Annotated in this window: 23 protein-coding genes and 3 tRNA genes; 15 read left to right on the forward strand and 11 right to left on the reverse strand. The window is 51.6% G+C overall.

The window, feature by feature from the left end; all coding sequences use genetic code 11:
* The first annotated feature begins 38 nt into the window (after positions 1-38).
* Both E3E26_RS05125 and E3E26_RS05130 read left to right on the forward strand, forming a co-directional pair.
* Positions 39-749, forward strand: coding sequence for a phosphoglycolate phosphatase (locus tag E3E26_RS05125; RefSeq protein WP_167900282.1), 711 nt, complete (start codon positions 39-41; stop codon positions 747-749).
* A gap of 7 nt (positions 750-756) precedes the next feature.
* Positions 757-1,671 carry a GNAT family N-acetyltransferase gene (locus E3E26_RS05130; protein ID WP_240911659.1) on the forward strand — a complete coding sequence of 305 codons (915 nt, stop codon included), beginning with the start codon at positions 757-759 and terminating at the stop codon, positions 1,669-1,671.
* A 27-nt stretch (positions 1,672-1,698) separates the two neighbouring features.
* Here the strand turns inward: E3E26_RS05130 and E3E26_RS05135 are convergent, their stop codons facing one another.
* Positions 1,699-2,847 carry a M20 family metallopeptidase gene (locus E3E26_RS05135; RefSeq protein ID WP_167900283.1) on the reverse strand — a complete coding sequence of 383 codons (1,149 nt, stop codon included), beginning with the start codon at positions 2,845-2,847 and terminating at the stop codon, positions 1,699-1,701.
* Positions 2,848-2,962: 115 nt separating this feature from the next.
* Here E3E26_RS05135 and E3E26_RS05140 point away from each other — a divergent pair.
* The 4 genes from E3E26_RS05140 to E3E26_RS05155 all read left to right on the forward strand — a co-directional run bounded on the left by E3E26_RS05140 (position 2,963) and on the right by E3E26_RS05155 (position 4,724).
* Positions 2,963-3,040: transfer RNA gene (locus E3E26_RS05140), tRNA-Ala, on the forward strand.
* Positions 3,041-3,050: 10 nt separating this feature from the next.
* Positions 3,051-3,128 (forward strand) — tRNA-Val (locus E3E26_RS05145).
* A 915-nt stretch (positions 3,129-4,043) separates the two neighbouring features.
* Positions 4,044-4,331, forward strand: coding sequence for a DUF357 domain-containing protein (locus E3E26_RS05150; protein WP_012571306.1), 288 nt, complete (start codon positions 4,044-4,046; stop codon positions 4,329-4,331).
* A gap of 12 nt (positions 4,332-4,343) precedes the next feature.
* Positions 4,344-4,724 (forward strand): DUF555 domain-containing protein, encoded by a 381-nt coding sequence (locus tag E3E26_RS05155; protein ID WP_012571307.1) that lies wholly within the window; start codon positions 4,344-4,346, stop codon positions 4,722-4,724.
* Between the two features lie 6 nt (positions 4,725-4,730).
* Here E3E26_RS05155 and E3E26_RS05160 read toward each other — a convergent pair whose 3' ends face one another.
* Positions 4,731-5,630 carry a hypothetical protein gene (locus E3E26_RS05160; RefSeq protein WP_167900284.1) on the reverse strand — a complete coding sequence of 300 codons (900 nt, stop codon included), beginning with the start codon at positions 5,628-5,630 and terminating at the stop codon, positions 4,731-4,733.
* Between the two features lie 126 nt (positions 5,631-5,756).
* Between E3E26_RS05160 and pyrG the strand changes: the two genes are divergently transcribed.
* The gene (pyrG, locus tag E3E26_RS05165) at positions 5,757-7,358 is read left to right on the forward strand and encodes a glutamine hydrolyzing CTP synthase (protein WP_167900285.1); all 1,602 of its coding nucleotides are present in this window, start codon (positions 5,757-5,759) and stop codon (positions 7,356-7,358) included.
* Here pyrG and E3E26_RS05170 read toward each other — a convergent pair.
* Positions 7,355-8,245 carry a hypothetical protein gene (locus E3E26_RS05170; protein WP_167900286.1) on the reverse strand — a complete coding sequence of 297 codons (891 nt, stop codon included), beginning with the start codon at positions 8,243-8,245 and terminating at the stop codon, positions 7,355-7,357. The genes pyrG and E3E26_RS05170 overlap by 4 nt on opposite strands.
* Positions 8,246-8,360: 115 nt before the next feature.
* Here E3E26_RS05170 and E3E26_RS05175 point away from each other — a divergent pair, with 115 nt between their 5' ends.
* Positions 8,361-8,753 (forward strand): 30S ribosomal protein S8e, encoded by a 393-nt coding sequence (locus E3E26_RS05175; protein WP_167900287.1) that lies wholly within the window; start codon positions 8,361-8,363, stop codon positions 8,751-8,753.
* A 132-nt stretch (positions 8,754-8,885) separates the two neighbouring features.
* Entirely contained in the window at positions 8,886-9,812 is a 927-nt protein-coding gene (locus tag E3E26_RS05180) for a zinc ribbon domain-containing protein (protein WP_167900288.1), read from the forward strand.
* On the opposite strand, the gene E3E26_RS05185 is transcribed toward E3E26_RS05180, so the two are convergent.
* Positions 9,809-10,885, reverse strand: coding sequence for an NOG1 family protein (locus E3E26_RS05185; RefSeq protein WP_167900289.1), 1,077 nt, complete (start codon positions 10,883-10,885; stop codon positions 9,809-9,811). The two genes, E3E26_RS05180 and E3E26_RS05185, sit on opposite strands and share 4 nt — an antisense overlap.
* Positions 10,886-10,947: 62 nt before the next feature.
* On the reverse strand, positions 10,948-11,754 hold the full coding sequence (locus E3E26_RS05190; RefSeq protein WP_167900290.1) for an MBL fold metallo-hydrolase: 807 nt from the start codon (positions 11,752-11,754) through the stop codon (positions 10,948-10,950).
* Between the two features lie 57 nt (positions 11,755-11,811).
* On the opposite strand from E3E26_RS05190, the gene E3E26_RS05195 reads away from it, so the two are divergent.
* The 3 genes from E3E26_RS05195 to E3E26_RS05205 are packed head-to-tail and all read left to right on the forward strand — an operon-like array spanning position 11,812 to position 14,992.
* Positions 11,812-12,627: an undecaprenyl-diphosphate phosphatase gene (locus E3E26_RS05195; RefSeq protein ID WP_167900702.1), complete on the forward strand. Its 816-nt coding sequence runs from the start codon at positions 11,812-11,814 to the stop codon at positions 12,625-12,627.
* Positions 12,624-13,883, forward strand: a complete 1,260-nt coding sequence (gene glmU / locus E3E26_RS05200; RefSeq protein ID WP_167900291.1) for a bifunctional sugar-1-phosphate nucleotidylyltransferase/acetyltransferase — start codon at positions 12,624-12,626, stop codon at positions 13,881-13,883. Before E3E26_RS05195 ends, glmU begins: the two co-directional genes overlap by 4 nt.
* 59 nt (positions 13,884-13,942) lie before the next feature.
* Complete coding sequence (locus tag E3E26_RS05205) at positions 13,943-14,992, forward strand: DUF835 domain-containing protein (protein ID WP_370520089.1); 1,050 nt, start codon at positions 13,943-13,945, stop codon at positions 14,990-14,992.
* A 7-nt stretch (positions 14,993-14,999) separates the two neighbouring features.
* Here the strand turns inward: E3E26_RS05205 and E3E26_RS05210 are convergent, their stop codons facing one another.
* Positions 15,000-16,175, reverse strand: coding sequence for a CBS domain-containing protein (locus E3E26_RS05210; RefSeq protein WP_167900703.1), 1,176 nt, complete (start codon positions 16,173-16,175; stop codon positions 15,000-15,002).
* A gap of 142 nt (positions 16,176-16,317) precedes the next feature.
* Here E3E26_RS05210 and E3E26_RS05215 point away from each other — a divergent pair.
* Positions 16,318-16,404: transfer RNA gene (locus E3E26_RS05215), tRNA-Ser, on the forward strand.
* Between the two features lie 90 nt (positions 16,405-16,494).
* Here the strand turns inward: E3E26_RS05215 and map are convergent.
* On the reverse strand, positions 16,495-17,382 hold the full coding sequence (gene map, locus E3E26_RS05220) for a type II methionyl aminopeptidase (RefSeq protein ID WP_167900293.1): 888 nt from the start codon (positions 17,380-17,382) through the stop codon (positions 16,495-16,497).
* A gap of 98 nt (positions 17,383-17,480) precedes the next feature.
* Here map and E3E26_RS05225 point away from each other — a divergent pair, with 98 nt between their 5' ends.
* Both E3E26_RS05225 and E3E26_RS05230 read left to right on the forward strand, forming a co-directional pair.
* Positions 17,481-18,962 (forward strand): TrkH family potassium uptake protein, encoded by a 1,482-nt coding sequence (locus tag E3E26_RS05225; protein WP_167900294.1) that lies wholly within the window; start codon positions 17,481-17,483, stop codon positions 18,960-18,962.
* Positions 18,959-19,813, forward strand: coding sequence for an energy-coupling factor ABC transporter ATP-binding protein (locus E3E26_RS05230; RefSeq protein WP_167900295.1), 855 nt, complete (start codon positions 18,959-18,961; stop codon positions 19,811-19,813). Before E3E26_RS05225 ends, E3E26_RS05230 begins: the two co-directional genes overlap by 4 nt.
* On the opposite strand, the gene E3E26_RS05235 is transcribed toward E3E26_RS05230, so the two are convergent.
* From E3E26_RS05235 to E3E26_RS05250, 4 genes are read right to left on the reverse strand one after another with little or no spacing between them, the layout of a single operon-like run.
* Entirely contained in the window at positions 19,773-20,603 is an 831-nt protein-coding gene (locus E3E26_RS05235; protein ID WP_167900296.1) for a hypothetical protein, read from the reverse strand. The two genes, E3E26_RS05230 and E3E26_RS05235, sit on opposite strands and share 41 nt — an antisense overlap.
* Positions 20,587-21,141 carry a class IV adenylate cyclase gene (gene cyaB / locus E3E26_RS05240; RefSeq protein WP_167900297.1) on the reverse strand — a complete coding sequence of 185 codons (555 nt, stop codon included), beginning with the start codon at positions 21,139-21,141 and terminating at the stop codon, positions 20,587-20,589. Before cyaB ends, E3E26_RS05235 begins: the two co-directional genes overlap by 17 nt.
* Complete coding sequence (locus E3E26_RS05245; protein WP_167900298.1) at positions 21,138-21,692, reverse strand: archaemetzincin family Zn-dependent metalloprotease; 555 nt, start codon at positions 21,690-21,692, stop codon at positions 21,138-21,140. Before E3E26_RS05245 ends, cyaB begins: the two co-directional genes overlap by 4 nt.
* A complete protein-coding gene (locus tag E3E26_RS05250; RefSeq protein ID WP_370520090.1) occupies positions 21,689-22,087 on the reverse strand; it encodes a DUF86 domain-containing protein in 399 nt (132 codons plus the stop codon). Before E3E26_RS05250 ends, E3E26_RS05245 begins: the two co-directional genes overlap by 4 nt.
* Between the last annotated feature and the right edge of the window lie 77 nt (positions 22,088-22,164).

Here is a 22,164-nt window from a genome sequence, read left to right on the forward strand (position 1 = left end):
TTTATCGGTGGCCGTTGAGTGGTCTCAGGGGGAAGAGAATGATTAAAGCCATATCCCTCGATATAGACGGTACCATCACTTATCCAGACAGGCGGCTCCACGAAGATGCTCTAAAGGCCATAAGGTTCGCTGAGGGCCTCGGTGTTCCGGTCATGCTCGTCACGGGCAATTCTGTGCCGTTTTCCGAGGCGATGGCAATAATGATAGGAACCACCGGACCTGTCGTGGCCGAGGATGGCGGTGCCCTCTCAGTAAAGGACGGCCGTTTGAGAAAGAGGATATACCTCACAACGATGGACGAGGAGTGGATCCTCTGGAGCGAGATAAAGAGGCGCTATCCTGAGGCGGTTCTCAGCTTCTCGATGCCCGAAAGAAAGGCAGGTCTCGTCGTACTGCGTACGATTCCCGTCGAGGCTGTCAGGGCACTCATTGAGGAGCTTGGACTAAACCTCATCGCAGTGGATTCTGGCTTCGCAATACACATCAAGAAGCCCTGGATAAACAAGGGGACGGGCATAGAGAAGGCCTGCGAGATTCTCGGCATAAGCCCGAAAGAGGTTGCTCACATCGGGGACGGTGAGAACGACCTTGATGCCTTCCGCGTTGTTGGCTACCGCGTGGCCGTCGGGCAGGCCCCAGAGACACTGAAAGCTGAAGCCGACTACGTGACGCAGGCGACCTACGGCGAGGGAGGGGCCGAGGGGATAATGCACGTCCTACGGAAGTTTGGGTACCTCACGAAGGAATAGAGGGCTTATGACCATGGTCTCGCCCCTGAACGTGCGGATTGCGGCGCTTGAAGACGTGGCTGGAATAGTGGACGTCCACCGATCCGGAGTTGAGCGGTGGCTTAAACGAGAAGACGGAAGGGTTAGGGAGGCTCGCTATGAGGAGCTGAGCGTAAGGGAGCGCTATCTCCACGGCGGCCCCTGGATGAGTATCGAGAGCTGTGCGGTTCATCTCAACAACCTCCTTCTCAATGGACATCTCCCCGTGGTCGCCGAGATAGACGGGAGAATAGTCGGAGAGGCTGAGCTTCTGATAAGCGAAGAGCCTGTGAACGGTAGGATTGAGCGGATAGCGCACCTGGATGTTATCGAAGTTCACAGGGAATTCAGGGGGCGCGGAATCGGGCGGGCGATTGTAGAGTTCTTAGAAGAACTGGCCCGTGATATGGGATGTACTCTTCTCACCACAAACCCCGACCCGGACGCTGTGGGGTTCTACCAGAAGATCGGCGTTTCGGAGGTTCTCTACAGGGGCTATCTCGTGAAGTTTGAGACCTCTGGCTTCCCGACGCCAGAGGAGCCAGAACTCTTTGAGTTTTCGTGGGACAACGTAAAGAACATGGAAATGGCCACAGGAAGGTTTCAGACCTCCTACCACCAATGGTTTGTCTTCTTTGTGGACAGAATAGCCGGTGTCGATGATAAGCTGCCGTTCGAAAGCGGTAAGCTTGGAAAGTCCTACTACGTGCTGAAAGGACTTCCAGGGAAAGAACATGAATCCGTTCTGTTCATGTGGGGCAGGAGAGATGATATTCCATTCGCGCTGGGGCGGGCTAAAAAGCTTGGGTTCAGAAAGGTTCTCACAGTCGTGGATAGAACGAACTCCTTTAAGCTAAAGCCCAGGGTTATAGGGGAGAATTTGATACTTGGCAAGCGTCTTTGATAGCTGGGGCTACAAAAAAGAGGAAGGTCACGCCCTCAGAAACTCAAAGGCGAGGGCGACCTCCATCGCTGTTCCGAGGTGCAGGACGTCCTCATCTACATCGAACTTCGGATGGTGGTGGGGATGAACTATTCCCTTCTCCTCGTTTTTTATGCCGAGCGCTAAAAACACCCCTGGAACCTTTTGCAGATAGAACGAGAAGTCCTCAGCGCCCATCGTCGGCTTGACCTCACCGTATCTGAAGCCGTACTTCCCGGCAACTCTCCTTGCAAAATCTGCCATTCTTTTATCGTTCACTGTAGGCGGCGTTAGCTCTTCGATGTCGAGTTCATATGAAGCGCCATGAGCCCGGGTAATGCCATCGAATATCTCCTTCATTCTCCGCACTATTAGATCACCCACCTCTGGTTTGAAGAACCTTATCGTTCCTTTCAGCTCGACCTCTTCGGGAATCACGTTGAAGGCAGTCCCACCGTGGAGGGATGTAACGCTGACGACGCCGCTCTCTATCGGATCGACGTTCCTGCTCACTATCGTCTGCAGGGCAAGGATCGTTTCGGCCGTTATAGGGATCGGATCGATGGTCTCATGTGGTGAAGCTCCGTGTCCGCCCTTTCCTTTGATGATGGCTCTGAATATTCCGGCCCCTGCCAGAAACGGACCGTCACGGATGCCTATGATCCCGCTTGGTATGTCCATCCAGACGTGGAAGCCAAAGATGGCATCGACTCCATCGAGAGCTCCGCCCTCTATCATCTTCAGTGCTCCGTTGCCACCTTCCTCTGCCGGCTGGAAGATTAGGCGAACCTTTCCACCCAGCTCGTCTGCATGCTCTGCTATTATCTTCGCCGCCCCGAGGAGCATGGCAGTGTGAGCATCGTGGCCGCAGGCGTGCATCTTTCCTGGGATCTTTGACCTGTAGGGGACGTCGTTCTCTTCTTGGACCGGCAGAGCGTCCATATCCGCGCGGAGGGCTATAGTCTTCTCCCCTTTGCCGATGTCTGCTATTATTCCAGTGCTGACGCGCTTTATTTTGTATCCCCACTCACGCAGGTGCTCCTCGACGATTCTGGAAGTCCTCTCCTCTTCGTATTTCAGCTCTGGATGCATGTGAAAGTCCCTTCTCCAGGCTATTATCTCATCCTTAATTTTCAGGGCCTCCTCAATGGGGTTCATGGTATCACCGCATTAACCTCGACAAACACCCATATTAGCTTTTCGATGCCCATCTAAAGAGACCAAAAAATTTATAAATCCACCCTGATAGGTGATTACGGCGTCGATGGGAAGTGGGCCGGTAGCTCAGCCTGGTATGAGCGCCGCCTTGGCAAGGCGGAGGCCCCGGGTTCAAATCCCGGCCGGTCCACCATCCTTGGGTTGGGCCCGTGGTCTAGACTGGTTATGACGCCACCCTGACAAGGTGGAGGTCCGGGGTTCGAATCCCCGCGGGCCCACCATAGGAAACTTTGCAGGGCAAAGTTTCATCAAAGAGTGTAGCTCCTTTTAAAGAGGCGCTTTGAGATAGGTTTTCTCTCCGGTAGGAGTTTTAAATGTGAAGAACAGTCTCAACAACAGGTATTCTAAAGGGTTTGCTTTTTCTTTTGACGCCCGAAGGGCGTCTTTTTAATGTCAAACCACTCAATAAGGTTTTCATGAGGAGCGTTCTCCCGTGAGACTTTAACTCTGAGAGTATAAAACCAGCTTTTAAAATCCAACATTCCAAAGAGCTACGAACTTTTGGTGAAGCTTTTCCCAAAAGCTTCAGCGCTAGCGGAAGATTGGGTGCTTCTCTAAAAGTTTTCGAGTTTTAGTGAGAGTTTGCGTTTCACTTGCTCCTTTTTCAGGGTTTCACTTTCAAAAAGCGCCCTTTGGGCGCTGAAATAAGATGTGAAACCTTTTTACCCGCTCATCTTCGAACAAACTCTAGTTAGAAAAGCCCTTGGGCAGTGCACGACTGTTCTCGGGCAATTGTAAAAAAGGGCACTCTTTTGGTCAAGCTTTTCTAAAAGCTTGTTCGCCTGCGCGACGTCGAGCAAAGCTCGACGCGAGGGACGATAGTCTCGTAGAGTTTCATCAAAGTTAGTATGTCGCTTTTGGATTGCTAATTCCTAGGAGTGGTTTCTACAATCAAAGGCCATTTTGCAGTATTTCACTTCAATACGGCGCCCGAAGGACGTCAGAATAAAAATGAAACCCTACAAATTGCCGTTTATATTGATAAACTCGTTGAGGAGTGCCATATTAGAGTTGCACGCTGTTCTGATTTTATGTTATATGAGCAGTAAAAACTTTCCGCCAGCGCTTGCCAAAGGCAAGGGCTGATGGGATAAGGTTTATAAGATTCCTTCCTTACCAACCGTGAGGCGAGACCGGTGGAGCGAGAGATAACCGAGGAAAAGCTCCAGAAGTACTTTAGAATCACTGAGGAGGCGCTTAGGACGCTTGAGATAGCTGTCCACGAAAAGAGTCTTTTGAGGAGCGTTGCGGAGGACTTCCTCACTATGGCGAGGAGCTATTTTGAAGATGCTAAATACTACTACAAGAAAGGCGACTATGTAACGGCTTTCGCCGCGCTCAACTACGCCCACGGCTTTATCGATGCCGGAGTAAGACTCGGAGTCTTTAGGGGAGAAGACGATAGGCTATTTGCTTTTGGCTGAGAGGTGAGAGCGATGGGAGATTACGTAGTCGTTTTGGAGGCGCCGATTATAGTCAGGGACGTTGAAACGAGTGAGGATGCCATAAACGTTGCTGTCTCGAAGGTTGCCAAAGCGCTCAACAAGGAAAAGCTCGACTTCGTGAGGGTGGAGATTGGCTACTCCCAGTGCCCGGTCTGCGGCGCCCACTTCGAGAGCGCTTTCGTGATCGGTTCGGTCGGACTCGTAGGCATGTACCTCACGATTAAGGTTTACAATGCCCAGACCATAGAGCACGCCGAGAGGATAGCGAAGGCCGTCATCGGGAAGGCCCTCAAGAAGGTTCCGCTCAAGGTTTATGAAATTAGGGAGCTGACCGAAGAGGAAGAGGGTGAAGGAGTGGAGTTTGAGGAGTGATTACGGCTATCCTGTCTTTTCTTCCTCAGTTCCGCTGAGATAAACAACGAGAGCCGCAAGACTGTCCAGCATGTACTTCACGAGACCAAGCAGCGCCAGAATTGCCGCGCTCCAAATGCCTAGGTAATGAGTATAAGCCGCCTCGAACAGCCAGCCGACGATCATAATTAGAAGGCCAAGCACGGTGTATCCACCGGGGCATCTTTTGGCGGTTCTTAGAATCTCCTCTATAGGGATAACAAGGCGCGTGAAGTAGTAGGTGGGGGTCACCAGTGAGAGTGCGGGCATTATCAGGAAAGCCACCAGCATTATTCCAAGCTCGCCGAAAATCGCCGCTAAAGGTAATGCGAGGATGACTCCGATTAGAAACACCGCCAGCAGGGTCGTCAACTCCGCTATAATCAGCCCAGGAATTGATTTGAGTCCCTTCAAGAAGGCATCTTTAAGGACTGGCTCTGTGCCCTTCATGAGGAGGTATTCCGTGTCAACGAGAACGTAGTTGAAGTACAGCATCAGAACCGCCAGGAGGGGAAGAAGTGGAATCACCTTGTGAAGATCATCCAGTGTTCTTTTCCTAGCATCTTGAAACTTCTCGTATGTGTCTCTGTAAACCACCAAACCTTTGTATGTTGTTGTCGAGGTGTTGGGACGGTAGTATTCGTTATCACAGGTCGCATTGATTCTCTCAAAGATGCCGGAATTCATTGAGTATATCTGGTGGCAGACTATTGCATCGTGCTCCTTCACCATTTGCTTCTCAAAGGACTTCAGCTCGCTGTAATCTTTCATGAGGGGCTTGAAGATAGGGAAGAACAAGACGTAGGTCACGAGAATGGCCAGCAGCAGGACTGCCCAGAACTTCCAACTATTAAGGGTTCTAATTAGACCGTTAGTTGGAATTGGCATAGTTACACCTGAAAAAAGTACATTGTGCCCTTCTTAAAATTTTCTGATGTTGGACCGCATCGGCCCTCAACAAAGCTTTTAAGCACTCACTAATCAACCAACGACATAACCGATGGAGGTTTTGCCATGACCAAGTTCATATTCGTCACGGGTGGTGTCGTTAGCGGTCTTGGAAAAGGTATAACCAGCGCTTCTCTCGGTATGCTCATGAAAGCTAGAGGTTTCAGAACGACCAACATTAAAATCGACCCCTACTTGAACTATGACGCCGGGACAATGAACCCCTACCAGCACGGGGAAGTCTTTGTGCTCGACGATGGCGGGGAGGTTGACCTCGACCTCGGCAACTACGAGCGCTTCCTTGACATGAGCCTGACCTTCGACCACAACATCACCACGGGCAAGGTTTACTCCGCCGTTATCGAGAAGGAAAGGAGAGGGGATTACCTCGGCGCGACGGTTCAGGTCATACCGCACATCACCAACGAGATAAAGGAGCGCATAAGGGAAATAGCGAGGGACTATGATGTCGTTGTTGTTGAGATAGGCGGAACCGTCGGCGACATCGAGAGCATGCCGTTCCTTGAGGCGGCAAGGCAGATGCAGCTTGAGGAAGGCAGGGATAACGTTGCCTTCGTGCATGTAACCTACGTCCCCAAGCTCCGCGTTGTCGGTGAGCAGAAGACCAAGCCAACCCAGCACAGCGTCAAGGAGCTCAGGAGCTTGGGAATCCAGCCCGATGCCATAGTTGCCCGTTCCGAAGACCCACTCGAGGAGGGTGCAAGGAGGAAGATAAGCCTCTTCACAAACGTTCCGCCGGAGGCCGTTATAAGCGCCTACGACGTCGAGGACACTTACGAGGTTCCACTCATGCTTGAGAAGGAGGGCCTTGCGAGATACATCACCAAGAGGCTCGGTCTTCCTGAGAGGGAGCCCGAGCTAGATGCCTGGCGCGAGATGGTGGAGAGGTACAAGTCCCTCACCGACACCGTCGAGATAGCCATTGTTGGCAAATACGTCAAGCTCTCCGACTCGTATCTCAGCATAAAGGAAGCCTTGAAGCACTCCAGCGTGGCCAACGGCGTCAAGGTCAAGATCCGCTGGGTAGAGGCGGAGGACGTCGAGAAACATGGGGTTAAGCTCCTTGAGGGTGTGGATGGCATAATAGTGCCTGGAGGCTTTGGAGCAAGGGGAACCGAGGGCAAGATGATGGCCGCCCGCTACGCTAGGGAGAACGACATCCCGTTCCTCGGCATATGCTTTGGCTTCCAGCTGACGGTTGTCGAGTTTGCGAGGAACGTTCTTGGCCTCAAAGGAGCACACTCGACGGAGATCGATCCGCAGACACCCTACCCCGTCGTTGACCTCATGCCAGAACAGAGGGGCCTCGACAAGCTCGGCGGAACTATGCGCCTCGGTGCTTATCCGGTCAAGATAAAGCCGAACACCCTTGCAAGGGAGCTCTATGGCAAGGAACTCATCTACGAGCGCCACAGACACAGGTGGGAGGTCAATCCAGAGTTCATTGAGCGCTTCGAAAAAGCCGGCCTCGTCTTCAGTGGCGTAGCGGGAGACGACGAGAGGAGGATGGAAATACTCGAGCTTCCGGAGAAGCGCTACTTCATAGCAACGCAGTTCCACCCTGAGTTCAAGTCGAGGCCGATGAACCCGGCGCCGGTCTTCAGGGGACTCGTAAAGGCGGCAAAAGAAAAGAAGTTTGGAGATTAAATTTCTATTCCCAGCTCTGCCAGCTCTTCATCAACTTTTTTCAGTTCTTCCATTCTCTGGAGCTCCCTGTAGAAGGCAACTCCGCCGGCCCAGAGGAAGAAGTATAGCAGGGCGTCGAAGGGTGCCTGCACGAAGGCTGAAACGTAGGGAGCCAGGTTCTCCGGAAGCGTGATTTGGATTATGAAGGCCAGGGGGCTGGCTATGATGGCGATGCCTATGGCTGCAACACCCAGCAGGGCGCCAAATCCAATGGTTGACAGGACGTTCCTGAACGCTAAGCCGAAGGCCTCGAAGGCGGCCCCTATGGTGCCCTTGTCCGCGTAGAGGGGGATTGCCATCGAGGAGAGTCCCAAAGTGAAGGCCAGAACCAGGAACAGAAGAACCACGCCAATCAGTATGAGCACGGCTCCAGCCGGGAGGAACAGCGCCCCCACAACCATTGGAATGGCCGCGACGCCTATGAAAACGAGCATTATGAGGCTGTAGATTATGTTTATCACCAGCACTCCTGGGAAATGTTTGAGTCCATCCGCCAGCAGTTCGCCGAGGCTGTAGTCCTCATCGTTAAGGTACGTGAAAATGCCCTTTGTTATCCCGTATTCAACGATCGAACTTAGAACGATGGTTATGATGAGGTAAATCATCAGGCCTTTGAGAACCTCCATCAGCATGTCCATCTCATCTTCTGTTATCGGCGTTCCGTACTCCTCGACTATGACATCGCCATTCTGGATGGAGGTCTGATTGTATGTGTACTCAAAGTCACTTGGTATGAGGTATACTGACAGCAGGGCTAGGATGAGCGCCATTGCCAGGACGAGGAGGTAGAGCCTTTTGTTGGCGAGAACTATCGAGAAGGTCTTTGTGAAAGCATCTATCGCTCCCATACCACCACCATGAAGAGTAAAGAGGGGAGGGATTTAAAAATCCTTCTAGAAAAGCTTATAAACGAACCGCCCAAAGTGGCGATAGGTTGAAGATTAAGCTCATGAGGTGAGATAAATGGCTATCTGGCAGGGAAGGTCACTCAAGAAGCCTTCAGGTGGAAGGATTATCCTCGCTAGGAAGAAGAGGAAGAGGGAGCTTGGAAGGGAGCCCGCTTTCACGAAGGTTGCCGAGGAGAGGGAGAAGAAGAAGATAATCAGAACCTACGGTGGCAACAGGAAGATCAGGCTCATCGAGGCCCTCTACGCCAACGTCTTCGACGGTGGCAAGGGCAAGAAGGTCAAGATACTCAGCGTCGTTGAGAATCCGGCCAACAGGCAGTACGTCAGGAGGAACATCATCACCAAGGGTGCCATCATCGAGACTGAGATTGGCAGGGCCATCGTCACCAGCAGGCCCGGCCAGCACGGCGTCGTTAACGCCGTCCTCATCAAGGAGGAGAACGCCTGATTTCTCCTTCTTCCTTTGGATGTGCCCTTTTAGCTTTCCTTTAGATGCTCGGTTCTGACGCCTCTGTGTCAACTTTTCATGAGTTCCAAACCCTTATATGGTATGGCGACTAATTTACAATGATGGTGTCTCATGGAGAATGAATATTCCCGAGCTGAGAAGGTACTTGCAACCCTTTTTGTCATTTTCCTCCTTCTGGCGAGCATCAACTTTCTTCGAGAGCTTGAACGCATCCCTGCGGAGCCAAACTATTCTGATTACCAGGCCAAGTACGGAATAGACGAGCTCCTCGACAATCAGAGCAGGCTACTTACCCTGGAACGGGAGCTATTCAAAACGTATCAAGTGGCCGAAAACAACCTGACTGAGGCGGAGAGGGTTTACCTCTTCAAGCGCGAGGAGTACCGCCTGGCCATTGAGAGCGGCAATGTCACGGAGGAGCTGAGACAGGAATACCTTCAGGCAAAGGAGAACTACGAAAGGGCATACGCGAGGTATTTGGCAGCTAAAGGGGCTTATGAGGATGTTCACCAGCAGCTGGTGGAGCTTAATGCGCGTATAGGTGAACTGAGTGCAAAAACCTGGGACGAGTACAATCGGGAGTATCAGATTTACAGGCTCAAAGTCCTGGCGCTAAAGCTCCTCTTCGCCCTGCCGATTTTCATAATCTCGTTTCTGCTCTTCAGAAAGCGCAGGAACATCTACACAACCTCTCTGATAGCCTACTCTTCACTGCTGCTCATCTACCTAATCCTCTCAGCGATATGGAGCACAATCCAGATGATAGGGCTGAGTCTGTTCGGAGCAGGAGCTTCAGCTGCTGCGCTCTACTACCTGAGGAAGGAGTACCTCAAGCCTGAGAGAGTTTACAGGCGCAGGATAGGACAGAACAGGTGCTACCGCTGCGGATTTCCGGTTAAGGACGACTACCTCTACTGCCCCAACTGCGGGGCAAAGCTGAAGGAAAAGTGCGAGAACTGTGGGGCAATGAGACCGCTCTATCTGGAGTTCTGCCCCTACTGCGGCGTCAAGGTTGAGAAGATGGGAAAAGAGAGCTAGAACTCCTCTTCCCTGAACTTCCTCAGCTCCTTCTCCATTATTTTCCGCGCCTGCTCCTCGACCATTGGCTGTACCAGCTCTATGACGCGCCTCTTGAGCTCGTCCAGCCCCTCGCCGTTCAGTGCTGAAATCCTCAGCGGCTCAAGGCCTTTGCTCTTAACGAACTCCTCGACCTGCTTAATCTTCTCCTCGTCGGCGATGTCCACCTTGTTGAGGACGACTATGAATGGGAAGTCTTTGAACTCTTCGTAAATCTCCTCGAAGAGGTGCATCTGCTCCTCAATGGGGAAGCCGCAGTATTCCGACGGGTCGAAGATATAGACTATCACTCTCCCAAGGTGCTTCAAAGCGAGAATTGCCTGCCTTTCGATTTCGTTCCTCTCACTCAGCGGCCTGTCAAGCAGTCCTGGGGTATCAATGACCTGGTACTTGAGGTAGTGCTCCTCGAACTGGCCGACGTTGATGCCCTTCGTGGTGAACGGGTAGCTGGCAACTTCAGGCTTCGCGTTGGTCAGGGCCCTCAGCAGGGTGCTCTTGCCAACGTTTGGATGGCCGGCTATGACAACGGTTGGAAGCTCGAGATCAACGACTGGCAGGTCCTTCAGAACGTTCCTTGCCTGGTTGAGGTATTCCAAATCATCGCCTATCTCTTTGATTATGTCGGCAACACGGCCGTAGAACTGCCGTCTAAGCTTAGCTATTTCATCGGGGTCTCTGGAGTAGCGTATCTTTTCAACGTATCTCTGCTCGAGGTTCCTTATCGTCTTTATCGCCCAGTTGACGTGGGCCAGCGAGCGGTGGAACTGGTCTCGGTCGACGAGCGTGTCAACCAGGTCCTGGTAGAACTTCGGAAGCGTTGAAACGCCCGGCGTTCTGTCGAGTATCTTTCTGAGGTTGTCCCTCACAACATTGGAGACCGTTCTAACCCTGAGCTCCTCCCTCTGCCTGGCCTTGCTCACCCTGTTGCCCTTGGGGGTGAATGCTGAGGCGGCTTTTTCAGCCCTTCGGAAGGCCTTATCGATGAGCTCGTCAGCGGTAAGGACGGTCGGCATCTTCTCGAATGGGTTCTTCATCTCTCTCACCTCTCCTTTTCTCTCGCGGTGGTTAGCTTTTCGGCTGGGTATTTAAAGGTTCGCTAGAGCTCTACCGTTTTGCCCACGTGAAGGTGCTCTATTCTATCCCCAAGTCTCGCCTTCAGATAGGCGTAGGAGTCTATGTCCGTGCAGTGGCCTGCGTAGAGCTTTTCGGCGTCAATTTTCTCAACTACGTCATCAAGGAGCTCTTTGCTCGCACCGAGGAGATGCAGCCCTCCGATTAGGGCTTTAACGGGCTTCCCCAAAACGTCTTCGGCGTGCCAGGCTATGTTAAGAACTCCGGAATGGCCGCAGCCAGTGATAACTGCAGCGCTCTCTCCCAGGTCGACTATGAGAGCCATGTCGTCCCTAACGGGGTCTTTGATGAGCTCCCCTTTCTCTTCGAGATAGCCTACCGCCCTGTCCCAGGTTCTTCTCTCGATTTCGCCGGAGCTGATGAAGCCAGGCGCGAACTCGAGGGGCTTCTCGCTTAAAATAAACTCGGCTCCAAGAGCTTCAAGCTCTCCCCTCGTGAACGGAATCCCTATATCGCGCCTGTGTGGCTTAAGTGCTATTCTCCTCCGGAATATCTCTGGATGAGCTATCACCTTGATAGGTTTTCCCCTCGTTTCGAGGAACACTTTAAGCCCGCCCGTGTGGTCGTAGTGACCGTGGGTGATGAATATGTAATCGATTTCTCTTGGCTTTACTCCGAGTTCCTCCATGTTGTTGAGGAGAATCCTCCCGTCCGTCCCTGTATCAACGAGAACCCTAACTTCCCGGTGTTCCACCAGGACAGAGAAGCCATGCGCTCCGAGGAGGCCCTTTTTAAAACCCGAATTATTTTCGTAGAGAACCGTCAGTTTCATATCACTCCCTCGAAAAGTTTATGTTCTCGTAGGGTTAAAACCTTTCACGTGGTCACCATGGTATATTTGAATGACTACTCTCTCCCCTTGATTTCGGGCATCATCGTTGCACTGTCCTCGTGGCTTCCAATCAGCCCTGAAGGGTATTCCGTAAAGCTAATGTTCCAGAGTATGGACCCACTGTACAAAAGCTACCTTGTCCCCGCTTACCTGGGGATTTTGTTCGCCGTCCTGTTCCATTTTCGAGAAAAAATAGCCACAGGCGCCCAAAAGGCCATCAGGATGAGCATTGATCCGGATGGAAAGTTCGTCTTTTATTCCTCTCTGTTTACAGTTCTCATCGGGTATCCGGTGGTTGTGGGACTTCCGGAAATCCTCAGCCCAAAGACCGCGGACCTAATTAACGCCATTCTCGGCCTGATCATAATTACCGCCGGATTTTTAATGACCAGACGCCTTAGCGTCCCCCTGAGGGACGTTAATAATCGTCTTCGAGAGAATGAAGATGAACCCACACTCATCGACTCCCTGGTTGTCGGTTTGGCTCAGGGAATTTCTCTTATTGGGGGCATATCGAGGAGCGGACTCACTTTAACGGTCCTCCTGAGCACGGGGGCGAGCGTAAAACGCGCCCTTGAGCTGAGCTTTCTCGTCGCCCCGGTGTACCTCGTTATGCGGCTTGCGTTTATAGAGAGCTGGGATCCGGACCTCCCAGTGGCCCTTCTCTTTACCGCATTCCTCGCATCTTTCGCTACAAGCATTCTCACGATGAACCTCCTTCTCAGGCTCGCGGAGTCCTTGAATAGGAGGGCCTTCCTTATACTCTTCGGTTCAATCGCGGTGATTGTCTACATCCTGGGGGTGATCTTTTGAAGGCTGTAGTGCTCGCCGCTGGAAAAGGTGAAAGGCTGAGGCCTCTCACAGACGACAGGCCGAAGGTTGTCCTCAAGGTTGCCAACAGGCCGATAATCGAGTACGTTCTCGAAAACCTCGACCCGTTTGTGGACGAGTTCATCCTGATAGTCAGATACCAGAAAGAGAAGCTGATTGAAGCCCTCGGAGACGAGTTCAACGGAAAGCCGATAACCTACGTTGACCAGCTTGAAGGGGAGGGAACTGCCAAGGCTATAGAGTCGGCTAAGGATTATATTGAAGGAGAAGAGTTCATAGTTGCCAACGGTGACATCTACTTTGAGATAGATGGCATTAAGGAGCTCATCCAGGCCTTCAAGAAGGAAAAGGCAGATGCCGCGTTACTGGTTAAAGAGTTTGAGGATCTGAGTCACTTCGGAAAGATAGAGGTAGATGGAAACCTCGTCAAGGCTGTGCTGGAAAAGCCCGGAAAGGTCTCCGGATACGCGAATCTCGGCGTCTATATCTTCAAACCCGATGTTTTTGAATTCATCTCAAAAACGCCCCTGAGCAAGCGCGGGGAGTACGAGATAACCGACACGCTGAACCTTATGATAAAAGCCGGAAAAAAGGTAACCTACGCGGCCTATTCCGGCTACTGGAACGACGTTGGAAGACCGTGGAACCTCCTCGAGCTCAACGAGTACCTCCTAAAGAATAAGCTGAAGCACGAGATTAGGGGCATAGTGGAGGAAGGTGCGACTCTCGTTCCCCCTGTTGAGATTGGTGAGGGGACCGTCGTTAGGAGCGGTGCCTATATCATCGGCCCCGTGAAGATTGGAAGGAACTCCCGTATTGGCCCTAACTGCTTCATAAGGCCATACACAAGCATTGGTGAGGGCTGTCACATTGGAAACGCCGTCGAAGTGAAAAATTCCATAATCATGGACCACAGCAACGCTCCCCACCTCAACTATGTGGGGGACTCGATAATAGGGGAAAACACAAACCTTGGCGCTGGAACGATCACCGCAAACCTCAGACACGACAAGGGCAACATAAAGGTCGAGATAAAGGGCAAACTCGAGGACTCTGGAAGGAGAAAGCTTGGGGCGATAATAGGCCACAACGTCAAGGTGGGCATAAACGTGACCATCTACCCTGGCAGGAAGATAGGCAGCAACTCCTTCGTCGGACCGGGGGTTGTTGTGGATAAAAACATACCAAGCAACAGCCTTGTGGTAGTGAAGCAAGAAAAGATGGTGATGGAAAGATGATTTGGGGGAATCTTATCCCATATGTTAACTTTCTTTCTAGATGGCTGCTGTTTTTTGCCGTGGCGTACAAGACGTATCAAACTAAGGAAAAGGGCTGGGCGCTGTTGAGTTCTGCCTTTTTCATTAATGCCCTCGATGTTGAGAGCTACATCTTTGACCCTCTCGGTATTGAACTAAGCGCTGAGGCCTACAGAATTGTCTCCAAAATCCCCAACTTCTTCATAGCGACTCTACTTATCTGGGGAGCGATTCATTTAAAGTACGAGACGACCAAGTTAAAGCACGTCGTGTATCTCTCGGTGTTTTTGGTTGCTTCGTATGTGTGGTTGCTTCTCTTAGCCACCGATATCTTGGGGAATAACTTTATCTTGGGCTCTCTCTTTCCGTCCTTTGCCTACGGAGGGGCCCTCATATACTTCGGCTTGGTGCTGAGGCGCTATGAGATTTCAGACCATGGAATAGATGCGCTGTTTCCATGGGGCCTGATACTTCTTGGAGCTCTGAACCTCACGTATCCGTTTACCCGGAATCTCGATTGGTTCATTCCGATAGGGTTTTCCCTTGGCGCTCTCTTCAGAGTCATGGCCGCTGCAGGAGCGATTAAATTTGTTTTTAACCCCTTCTTCCGTGCTGGAGTTCTAAGTAGTAACCAAGATACCCCTTCGGGGGCTTTCCTTTATTATAAAAAAGAGAACGTCTCCGAGAAGTTCGGCAAATGGGAAAGCAAGCCTGGGCTGGTAATGATAACACGCGAGGATGTCAACAGGCTCAAACAGCGGATAGCTCCTGACGCCACAGTATTCTGGATCACAAGGGCCAAAGAAGGCAGGCTACATGACTCTCCTGCGATCTACGCCATAAGCCCGACTAAAATAGACATACTCATGGATCTCATAGCCAAGGCATTGCAAGGAGGTTACCATATCATCTATATAGACACCATCGAGTATCTCATCCTGGAGAATGGCTTTGAAAACGTCTTTAAGTTTCTCCTGAACATAAAAGACAGAGTGCTGACCAAAGGGGGGACAATGATACTGGTAGTGGATCCTAATGCCCTGGAAACGTTCCAAAGAAAAATGCTGGAAAGAGAATTTTCGGGGGATTGAGCCCCCTTTAATCCAGTCCCATCTTTTCAAGGAAGCGCTTGTAGTAGTGGGTGTCCTTCTCGAGCTCGGCCTTCTGGAGGAGCTGCCGCTCTATCGTCCTCAGAGCGTCGTGAACAGCCTGTATCGCTCCCCAGGTTTCTCCGGTTGCAATGAAGATGCCTTTGTCAGTGACCACTCTCATCCTTGCCTGGTAAAGGTAGACACCCCTGAACTTCTCGCTGAAGCGCCGGATGTGGAGGTATATTATGCCCTCGTTGCCGAGCAGGTCTTCATAGCCGTCCACGAAGCGCTTGATGTCCTCTATAATCCTCTCCCTGGTGAAGTCGCTCAGTAGGGCGGCGTCTCCTCCGAGCTGGAGGTAGAATCTCGCCTCCTTCTCGACCATCCTTGAAATTGGCAGGAGCAGATCCTTGATGGTAAGGATGCCTTTAACTCTCTCGTTCTCATCTACAATGATAAGGCCATCGATGTTGTTGTCTATCATCGTTGCAACGGCTTCTTGGACAGTGGCATCGGGCAGTATGGTAATGACGCCCCTTATCATGACCTCCCTGAGCTGGATTGAGAAGGGCGGTATCTTCTCGCCGACGAGTTCACCGGTCTGAGCCTTGAAGCGCGGCTTTATAAACCTGACTATGAGGTCGTGGAGCGTAACGAGGCCCTCAAGCCTGCCCTCTTCATTGACGAGGGGAATCCTCGAGATGGCGTGGTCGCGCATCGTCGCTAGGGCTTTGGCAACCGTGTCGTCCGGTCTGAGGGTGATGACGTCCTTCGTCATAAACTCCTCTACCTTTCTCTTTCCGAACTCTTCCTTAGCGATCCTGTCCAAGAGCATTAAATCGCTTATGACTCCGATTATTTCAGCTTTGCTCTCCCCAACCGGGAGGGAGCGCAGGTCAATCTCAATCATAAGTTTGGCGGCCTTGCTTAGATCCTCGTTCGGTTTGATAACTGGAGCGGTCTTATAAACGTCCTTAACCTTGGCTTTGGTTGGGTCCCACTTGAGGTGGGAGTGTATAATAAGGTCCTGGGTCAGAACACCCTTGTACACGTTTCCGTCGAAGACCAGAATAAGGTCAGGGTCTTCCTTCTCAAAGATGCCAATCGCCTCAGAAAGCGGGGCGTTGATGTCTATCTTCTGGAACTTGTCGGTCATAACCTCCTGCACAAGAATACCGACCATTTCTGCCACCTCCTTCATTTTATTGTTAGGGCGCCCAATAATTTAAACCTTTGCAATCCCGACCCGATAGGTTTTAGTTAAGTTAAGTTAATAAATTTTTCGCGGAAAGGTTTATAAAACTCGCACGAGAACTCCAAACCGCGCCGGGGTAGCCTAGCCTGGGAAGGCGCGGGACTCGAGATCCCGTGGGCGTCCGCCCACCAGGGTTCAAATCCCTGCCCCGGCGCCATCTGCCGAGCCCGTTGGGGTCTCTTCCTTCCTTACACTTCCTTCCAAAGCTATTCTTGGGGAAATTAAAGGGCAGAAAAGAAGCTTTTAGTTAGGTGGTTATGTAAGCCCCGTCCTTCTCGACTATGACAGTGTGCTCGAACTGAGCAACGAGACCGCCGCGGACTTCCCTCAGTATCGGGTAGCTGTATATCGCCCCCACTCTATCGAGCTGGGCTAGGGCTAACTTGAGCTGGCCTTCGGGCATAAACCCTTGGAGCCACCGGTATGCGAAGGGAAGACCATTGTACTCCCTCTTTATGTGCATGAGCACTCTTCTTGCCTGAACCATCCGCACTGGCCTGTCTCTGAGGTACATGAAAATCAGTGCCGGCGGAACCTCGATGACCTGTCCGGCCCCAGTTGTAGCGAAGGGCTCTATCGCTATCACGTCGCCCTCTTTCAGTACGTAGCTATCCGCTGGACGGTAGATGTTGGGGATTGAAATGCCAGCGTGAAGTTTATATCTCTCTATCTTGTGGCCGCTGAGGTTCACTATTGGATTGAAGCCGTATCCTCTAATGGTTTCTTCTACGGCCTTTCCAATCTCGTTTATCTTGATTCCAGCGCGGATGACGCTTATAGCGTTCTCGAGAGCCTCCCTCGCAGCCGTCATTAGGTCGTCCTCTTCCATTCCGACCCGGAAGGTCAGGGCGGTGTCGGCTATATAACCATCAACGTGGACTCCAATGTCAACCTTCAGGTAGTCTCCCTCCTTCAGAACAGTCTCGTCGCCCTTGTAGGGCGTGTAGTGTGCTGCTATCTCGTTTATCGAAAGGTTGCATGGAAATGCAGGCTTTCCGCCGAGCTCGATTATTCTCCTCTCCACGAACTCGGCTATGTCATAGAGCTTTGCCCCGGGCTTTATGAGGTTGATTACCTCTTTTTTGACCTGTCTGGCTATCTCTCCAGCCTTTATGAAGGCCTCCCTTTCATCCACTTTCTATCACCGGGATAAGAAAGCAGTCCCCACCCTTAAACCTTTCCACCCAGGAAAAACCTTTTATTTGGTGTAGACCCTACCTCTACGGTGGGCCCATGCTCGAGCTTGGCAAGTACATCAATGTATCAGACGATCTCTTCGTAGTCAAAAACCTGATAGGTGCAATCCTCCAGGGCGTCGGTCTCGCCTATCTCTTCCCGATACTGCTGGCCTGGTTTTATCCCGATGAAATCGACTACGTAATCTACTTTGCAATCCCTGGGGTATTTAGTATCCTCTTTGGTGCATGGCTCGCGAGGCACATGGGGAAGATTGAGGATGTCAATTTGAGGCAGGCAATGGTCTCAGCAGCTTTTACATGGCTCTTTGCGTCTTTCATAAGCGTCGTCCCCTTCATGGCTATTGGGGGAATGTCGTTCGTTGATTCTTACTTCGAGAGCATGTCTGCTTGGACTGGTACTGGACTCACCATGATGAGCAACCTCGAGAGCTATCCCCACATTCTCCTCTTCTGGCGCTCATGGATGCAGTGGTTGGGTGGAATCGGTATCGTCCTTGTCGCCCTTACTATACTCATCCGCCCGGGTGTCGCGGCGGCGAGGCTTTACAGAGCCGAAGCGAGGAGCGAGAGAATCCTGCCGAATCTCGTCAATACCTCGAAGGTTATCTTCGAGATCTACTTCGTTCTCACCCTGGTGGGCGTCTACCTCTACTATCTCAACGGCATGCCGCTTTTTGATGCCGTCATACACTCCATGACGGGCCTTGGCACGGGTGGTATGAGCAGCCACGACCTGAGCATAGGTTACTTCAACAGCACCGCAATAGAGGCAGTAACGATTTTCCTTATGATAATGGGTGCCGTTAACTTCACGGTTCACTACAGGGTCTTTCGGGACAAACACCTGAAGCCCTTCTTTGAGGACGTTCAGGTTCGCTACATGTTCGTGTTCCTCTTCCCGACAATAGCGATAATGGCCTTCAGCCTCACCCAGATCGGCGATACCATTGGCGATGCCATCAGACAGGCGGTCTTCCATGCGGTTTCTGCCATAACCTGTACCGGATTCGGGATAGCGGATCTCAGCAAATATCCCGAGCTGGCCAAGTTCATGATAGGGATACTCATGGTCATAGGAGGCGGTGCTGGAAGCACTGCGGGCGGTATAAAGCTCATCCGAGTCACGCTGATGTACGAAAGCCTCAAGTGGACTATTCAGGGTGCAATACTGCCCAGGGGTGCAATAATTAAGAGAAAGGTTGGGAACTACATATTCAGCGACGATGATGTTCAGGAGGTTATGAGCTTCACCATGACGTACTTTGCGTTCCTTCTCATAGGAACTGTCTACACTATGGTTCGCCTTGGGACGAGCCTCGTTGATTCTTTCTTTGAGGTGGCTTCTGCCCAAGGAAACGTCGGTCTCAGTGTGGGCATCACGTCCCCGAGTCTCCCTGTTGACATGAAGATTCTCCTTATCCTCCACATGTGGATAGGCAGGCTGGAGATATTCTCAACGCTGGTGTTCATAATAAGCGTCTTCTTCCTCGCCCCCAGGGTGGTGGGCAAGAGATGAACGTGATAACCGTTGAGAATCTCAGCTTCAGGTACAGAAGAGCAAAGGAGTATTCCCTGAAGGATGTTACATTTGAAGTCAAGAGGGGTGAGCTCCTTGGAATACTCGGCCCGAGCGGGAGCGGAAAGTCGACGCTCTGTCTGACGCTTAACGGTATAATTCCCCACTCGATAAGGGGTGACTTTTCTGGGGAAGTCATCGTTCGAGATCCTGGAACAGGAGAGGAGTACAACACCATAGAAACCCCAGTTGCGAAGCTCTCAACTATTGTCGGACTCGTTCTCCAGAACCCCGAGAGCCAGCTCTTCAGCATGACAGTCGAGGAGGAGATAGCATTTGGCCTGGAAAATCTCGGCTTGGATCGGAACGAGATAATGAGGCGCCTTCGCTGGGCGCTTGAGGTTTCTGGCCTTAAAGGTCTTGAGAGCGAGTTCCCTCCAAACCTGAGCGGCGGCCAGAAACAGCGCTTGGCGATAGCGGCCGTCCTAGCAATGAAGCCCTCAGTCCTGGTTCTCGATGAGCCAACCTCCCAGCTTGATCCCGTGGGGAGAAATGAGGTTTTGGGGCTCGTTTCACTCCTCAGGAAGGAGTATGGAATTACAGTCGTCTTGGTGGAGCATCATACGGATTACATACTCCGCTTCGCAGACAGGATAATCGTCATGGATAACGGATCGATAGTACTCGAAGGAAAGCCCCGGGAGATAGCGGAGGAAGCCGAAACTCTCAGGAGACTCGGTATAAATCTTCCCCCAAGCCTTGAGATATCTTACGAACTTAGAAAGAGGGGTTTAATAAGCCGGCTGGCCCTCACTGAGAAGGAGCTTCTCTCCGGGATAAGATCTCTCTGAGGTTGAAGGCCTCACCCAGGAGTGAGTGCTTCAGATCGTATAGCTTGAGCATGAGCTCGAACCTGGCGTCGGGGTCTCCCACTTCCTCCGCCAGTTTAAAGGCCTCTTCAAGTATTCTGAGAGCTTCCTCTCTGTTCTGTGTTCCCTCTATGGAGGCTATGTAGTAGAGGGCCATAGCCTTGTGGAAGGGGCTGGCAATGTGTTTAATTATCAGCTTTGCCTTCTCCACCTCCCCTGCGCGGTAGAACATCTCCGCCAGATATACGAGGACAACATCGAGCTTCTCCGGCTCGCGAACCATCTTCATAGCATAGCCGGCCTTGTCCAAGAGGCCCAGTCTTATCAGGTTCATTAGTATCTCCCTGATGATATCATCGTGGTTTCCTGCTAGATTGATAGCCGTGCGGAGAGCTAGATCTCCGTTGAGCTCGTCGTCGAGGCGGTAGAAGAGAATTGCTAGATCGGCCATCAGCAGTGCCCTGTATCGGGGATTGAAGAGGGCGTTGACAACGGGTATCATTTCCTTTATTCTCTCCTTAATCCTGCCAAGATCTTCCTCGTTTAGTGTGCCGGTTTGCTCCCACTCGTCCAGTTGCTCCACAATGGAGCGTATGACCATTCTCAGGGCCAGGAAGATGTTGTGCTCCTTTTCAAGGTTCTTTATCTGTTCTAGAGCCTCGTCTATCTCCCCCATTTTGAGGTATTCCTCAATCTCCTCTAGGATTTCGAGCTCAGACTTATCTTTCTTCCCGCCCATGAAGGATTTGAAGAAATCATCCAGCTTCCCCATGGTCCACCTCCTTCTCAAGCATTAGCTCAAGGTAGGAGCGCCTCTCGAACTTCTTGACCCCGAGGGAGGTCAGTATCCCCCTCAGTATCCTAACGGTCTCCTCCACGACATCCTCGCTCTCAGCCAGCGCCTCTATCTCGATGAACTTTCCGAGGCCTTCAACCTCGTCGAGTGCTATGACAATGCCCTTATCGACGTAGTACTTCTCCCTGGTTTTCTCGATGGTTAGCACCTCTTTGAAGCCTAGGCTCTCAAGGATTTCCGTATGCTTGTCCGGATCGCTCAGGGGGACCTCTATCTCCTTTCTCGTCTTCGAATTGGTATCGATTTTTGGCCCTTTGTAGGTCATAAAGGCCTCAAAGTGCCCATTGAAGCGTCTTATCCTGATCCTTAAAGCTTCGTCCGTCTCGGCAAAGTCCCGACAGGGGTGCTGGAAGTAGGTGTCCTCGTGGTACTCCCTTCTTATCAGCTTGAAGTTCTCTCTCACCCTCTCAAACACTTCGTCGTCTGCATAGCCCTTAACCTCAATCTCTATCATCTTCTAACCCCCAAGTTCCTCTCAAGCTTCCTCAGGCAGGTGGGGCAGTAGAGCGGCCCCTTAACGTCTGTATCAATAATCGAGTTTGAGAAATGCATGACGCATTCTCTGTTCGGACAGTGGGAAAGACCGAAGACGTGCCCGAGCTCGTGCATGGCCTCTTTGATAGCTCGTTCAACGAAGAGCCTCTCGTTAGGTAGCTCCCCGTAGAACTCCGGCCTGAGACGGAAGGTGGAGATAACCGCCGCCCCAAGCCTCGAATTGGCCAGACCGAAGATGAAGTTCAAGCCCTCCTCATAGAGGTCGAGTGATGTAATCCCGAGGACTGCTCTTGCATTTTTCATCCTTCCGAGCTCCGAGAGTGTCATCAGAAAAGCTCTCCCAAGGAACTGCCCCCTTGAGGAGTTGTATGCCTTCAAAAACGGTTCGGAGGGGATAGCGTCGGATATCTCAACAGTGAGGCCGAAACGTGAATAATACGAGCCTACGAACTTCGCTATCTCCTCGGTCGCCATCCCATCAACGGTGCCTATGGGCACGATGAGTATCACCCCTCAACACCCCTAAGGAATCTGAGGAGCTCCTCAACGTACTCGATGTATTCCTCCATGTTCCTGAAGGCTATCTCATCGTTCATGAGGTCATAATCGTAGATGAGTACCTCCCTCAGCTGGGCGAGGAATTCTGCTTTTTCGGCAGTCTCTTTTGGCAGTATTCCCTTCTCTTCGAGGGACTTGATAAGATCGGAGTACGAAAGGGCTATTATTCCCCTTTTCCGACCGAGCCCCGAGAGGCTGTCAAGGAGGGCCTGTATGGCGAACTCGAGCCTCTTGTATATTCCATCCTTTGCTAGGCCCATTGACTTGAACTCCTCAAGGGAATCCGGCATTGCTCCCTTTATCAGCTCGATGCTCTCGACGATGTATTCAACGTCCACGTCCCACACCTATAATAGGTTGGGGAGACAATGAAATAAACTTTTCCCAGCGGGGGACGGAGAAGAGAGCGAAAATAATCAAAGGA

It is taken from the genome of Thermococcus sp. LS1, from assembly GCF_012027395.1.
Taxonomy (GTDB): domain Archaea; phylum Methanobacteriota_B; class Thermococci; order Thermococcales; family Thermococcaceae; genus Thermococcus.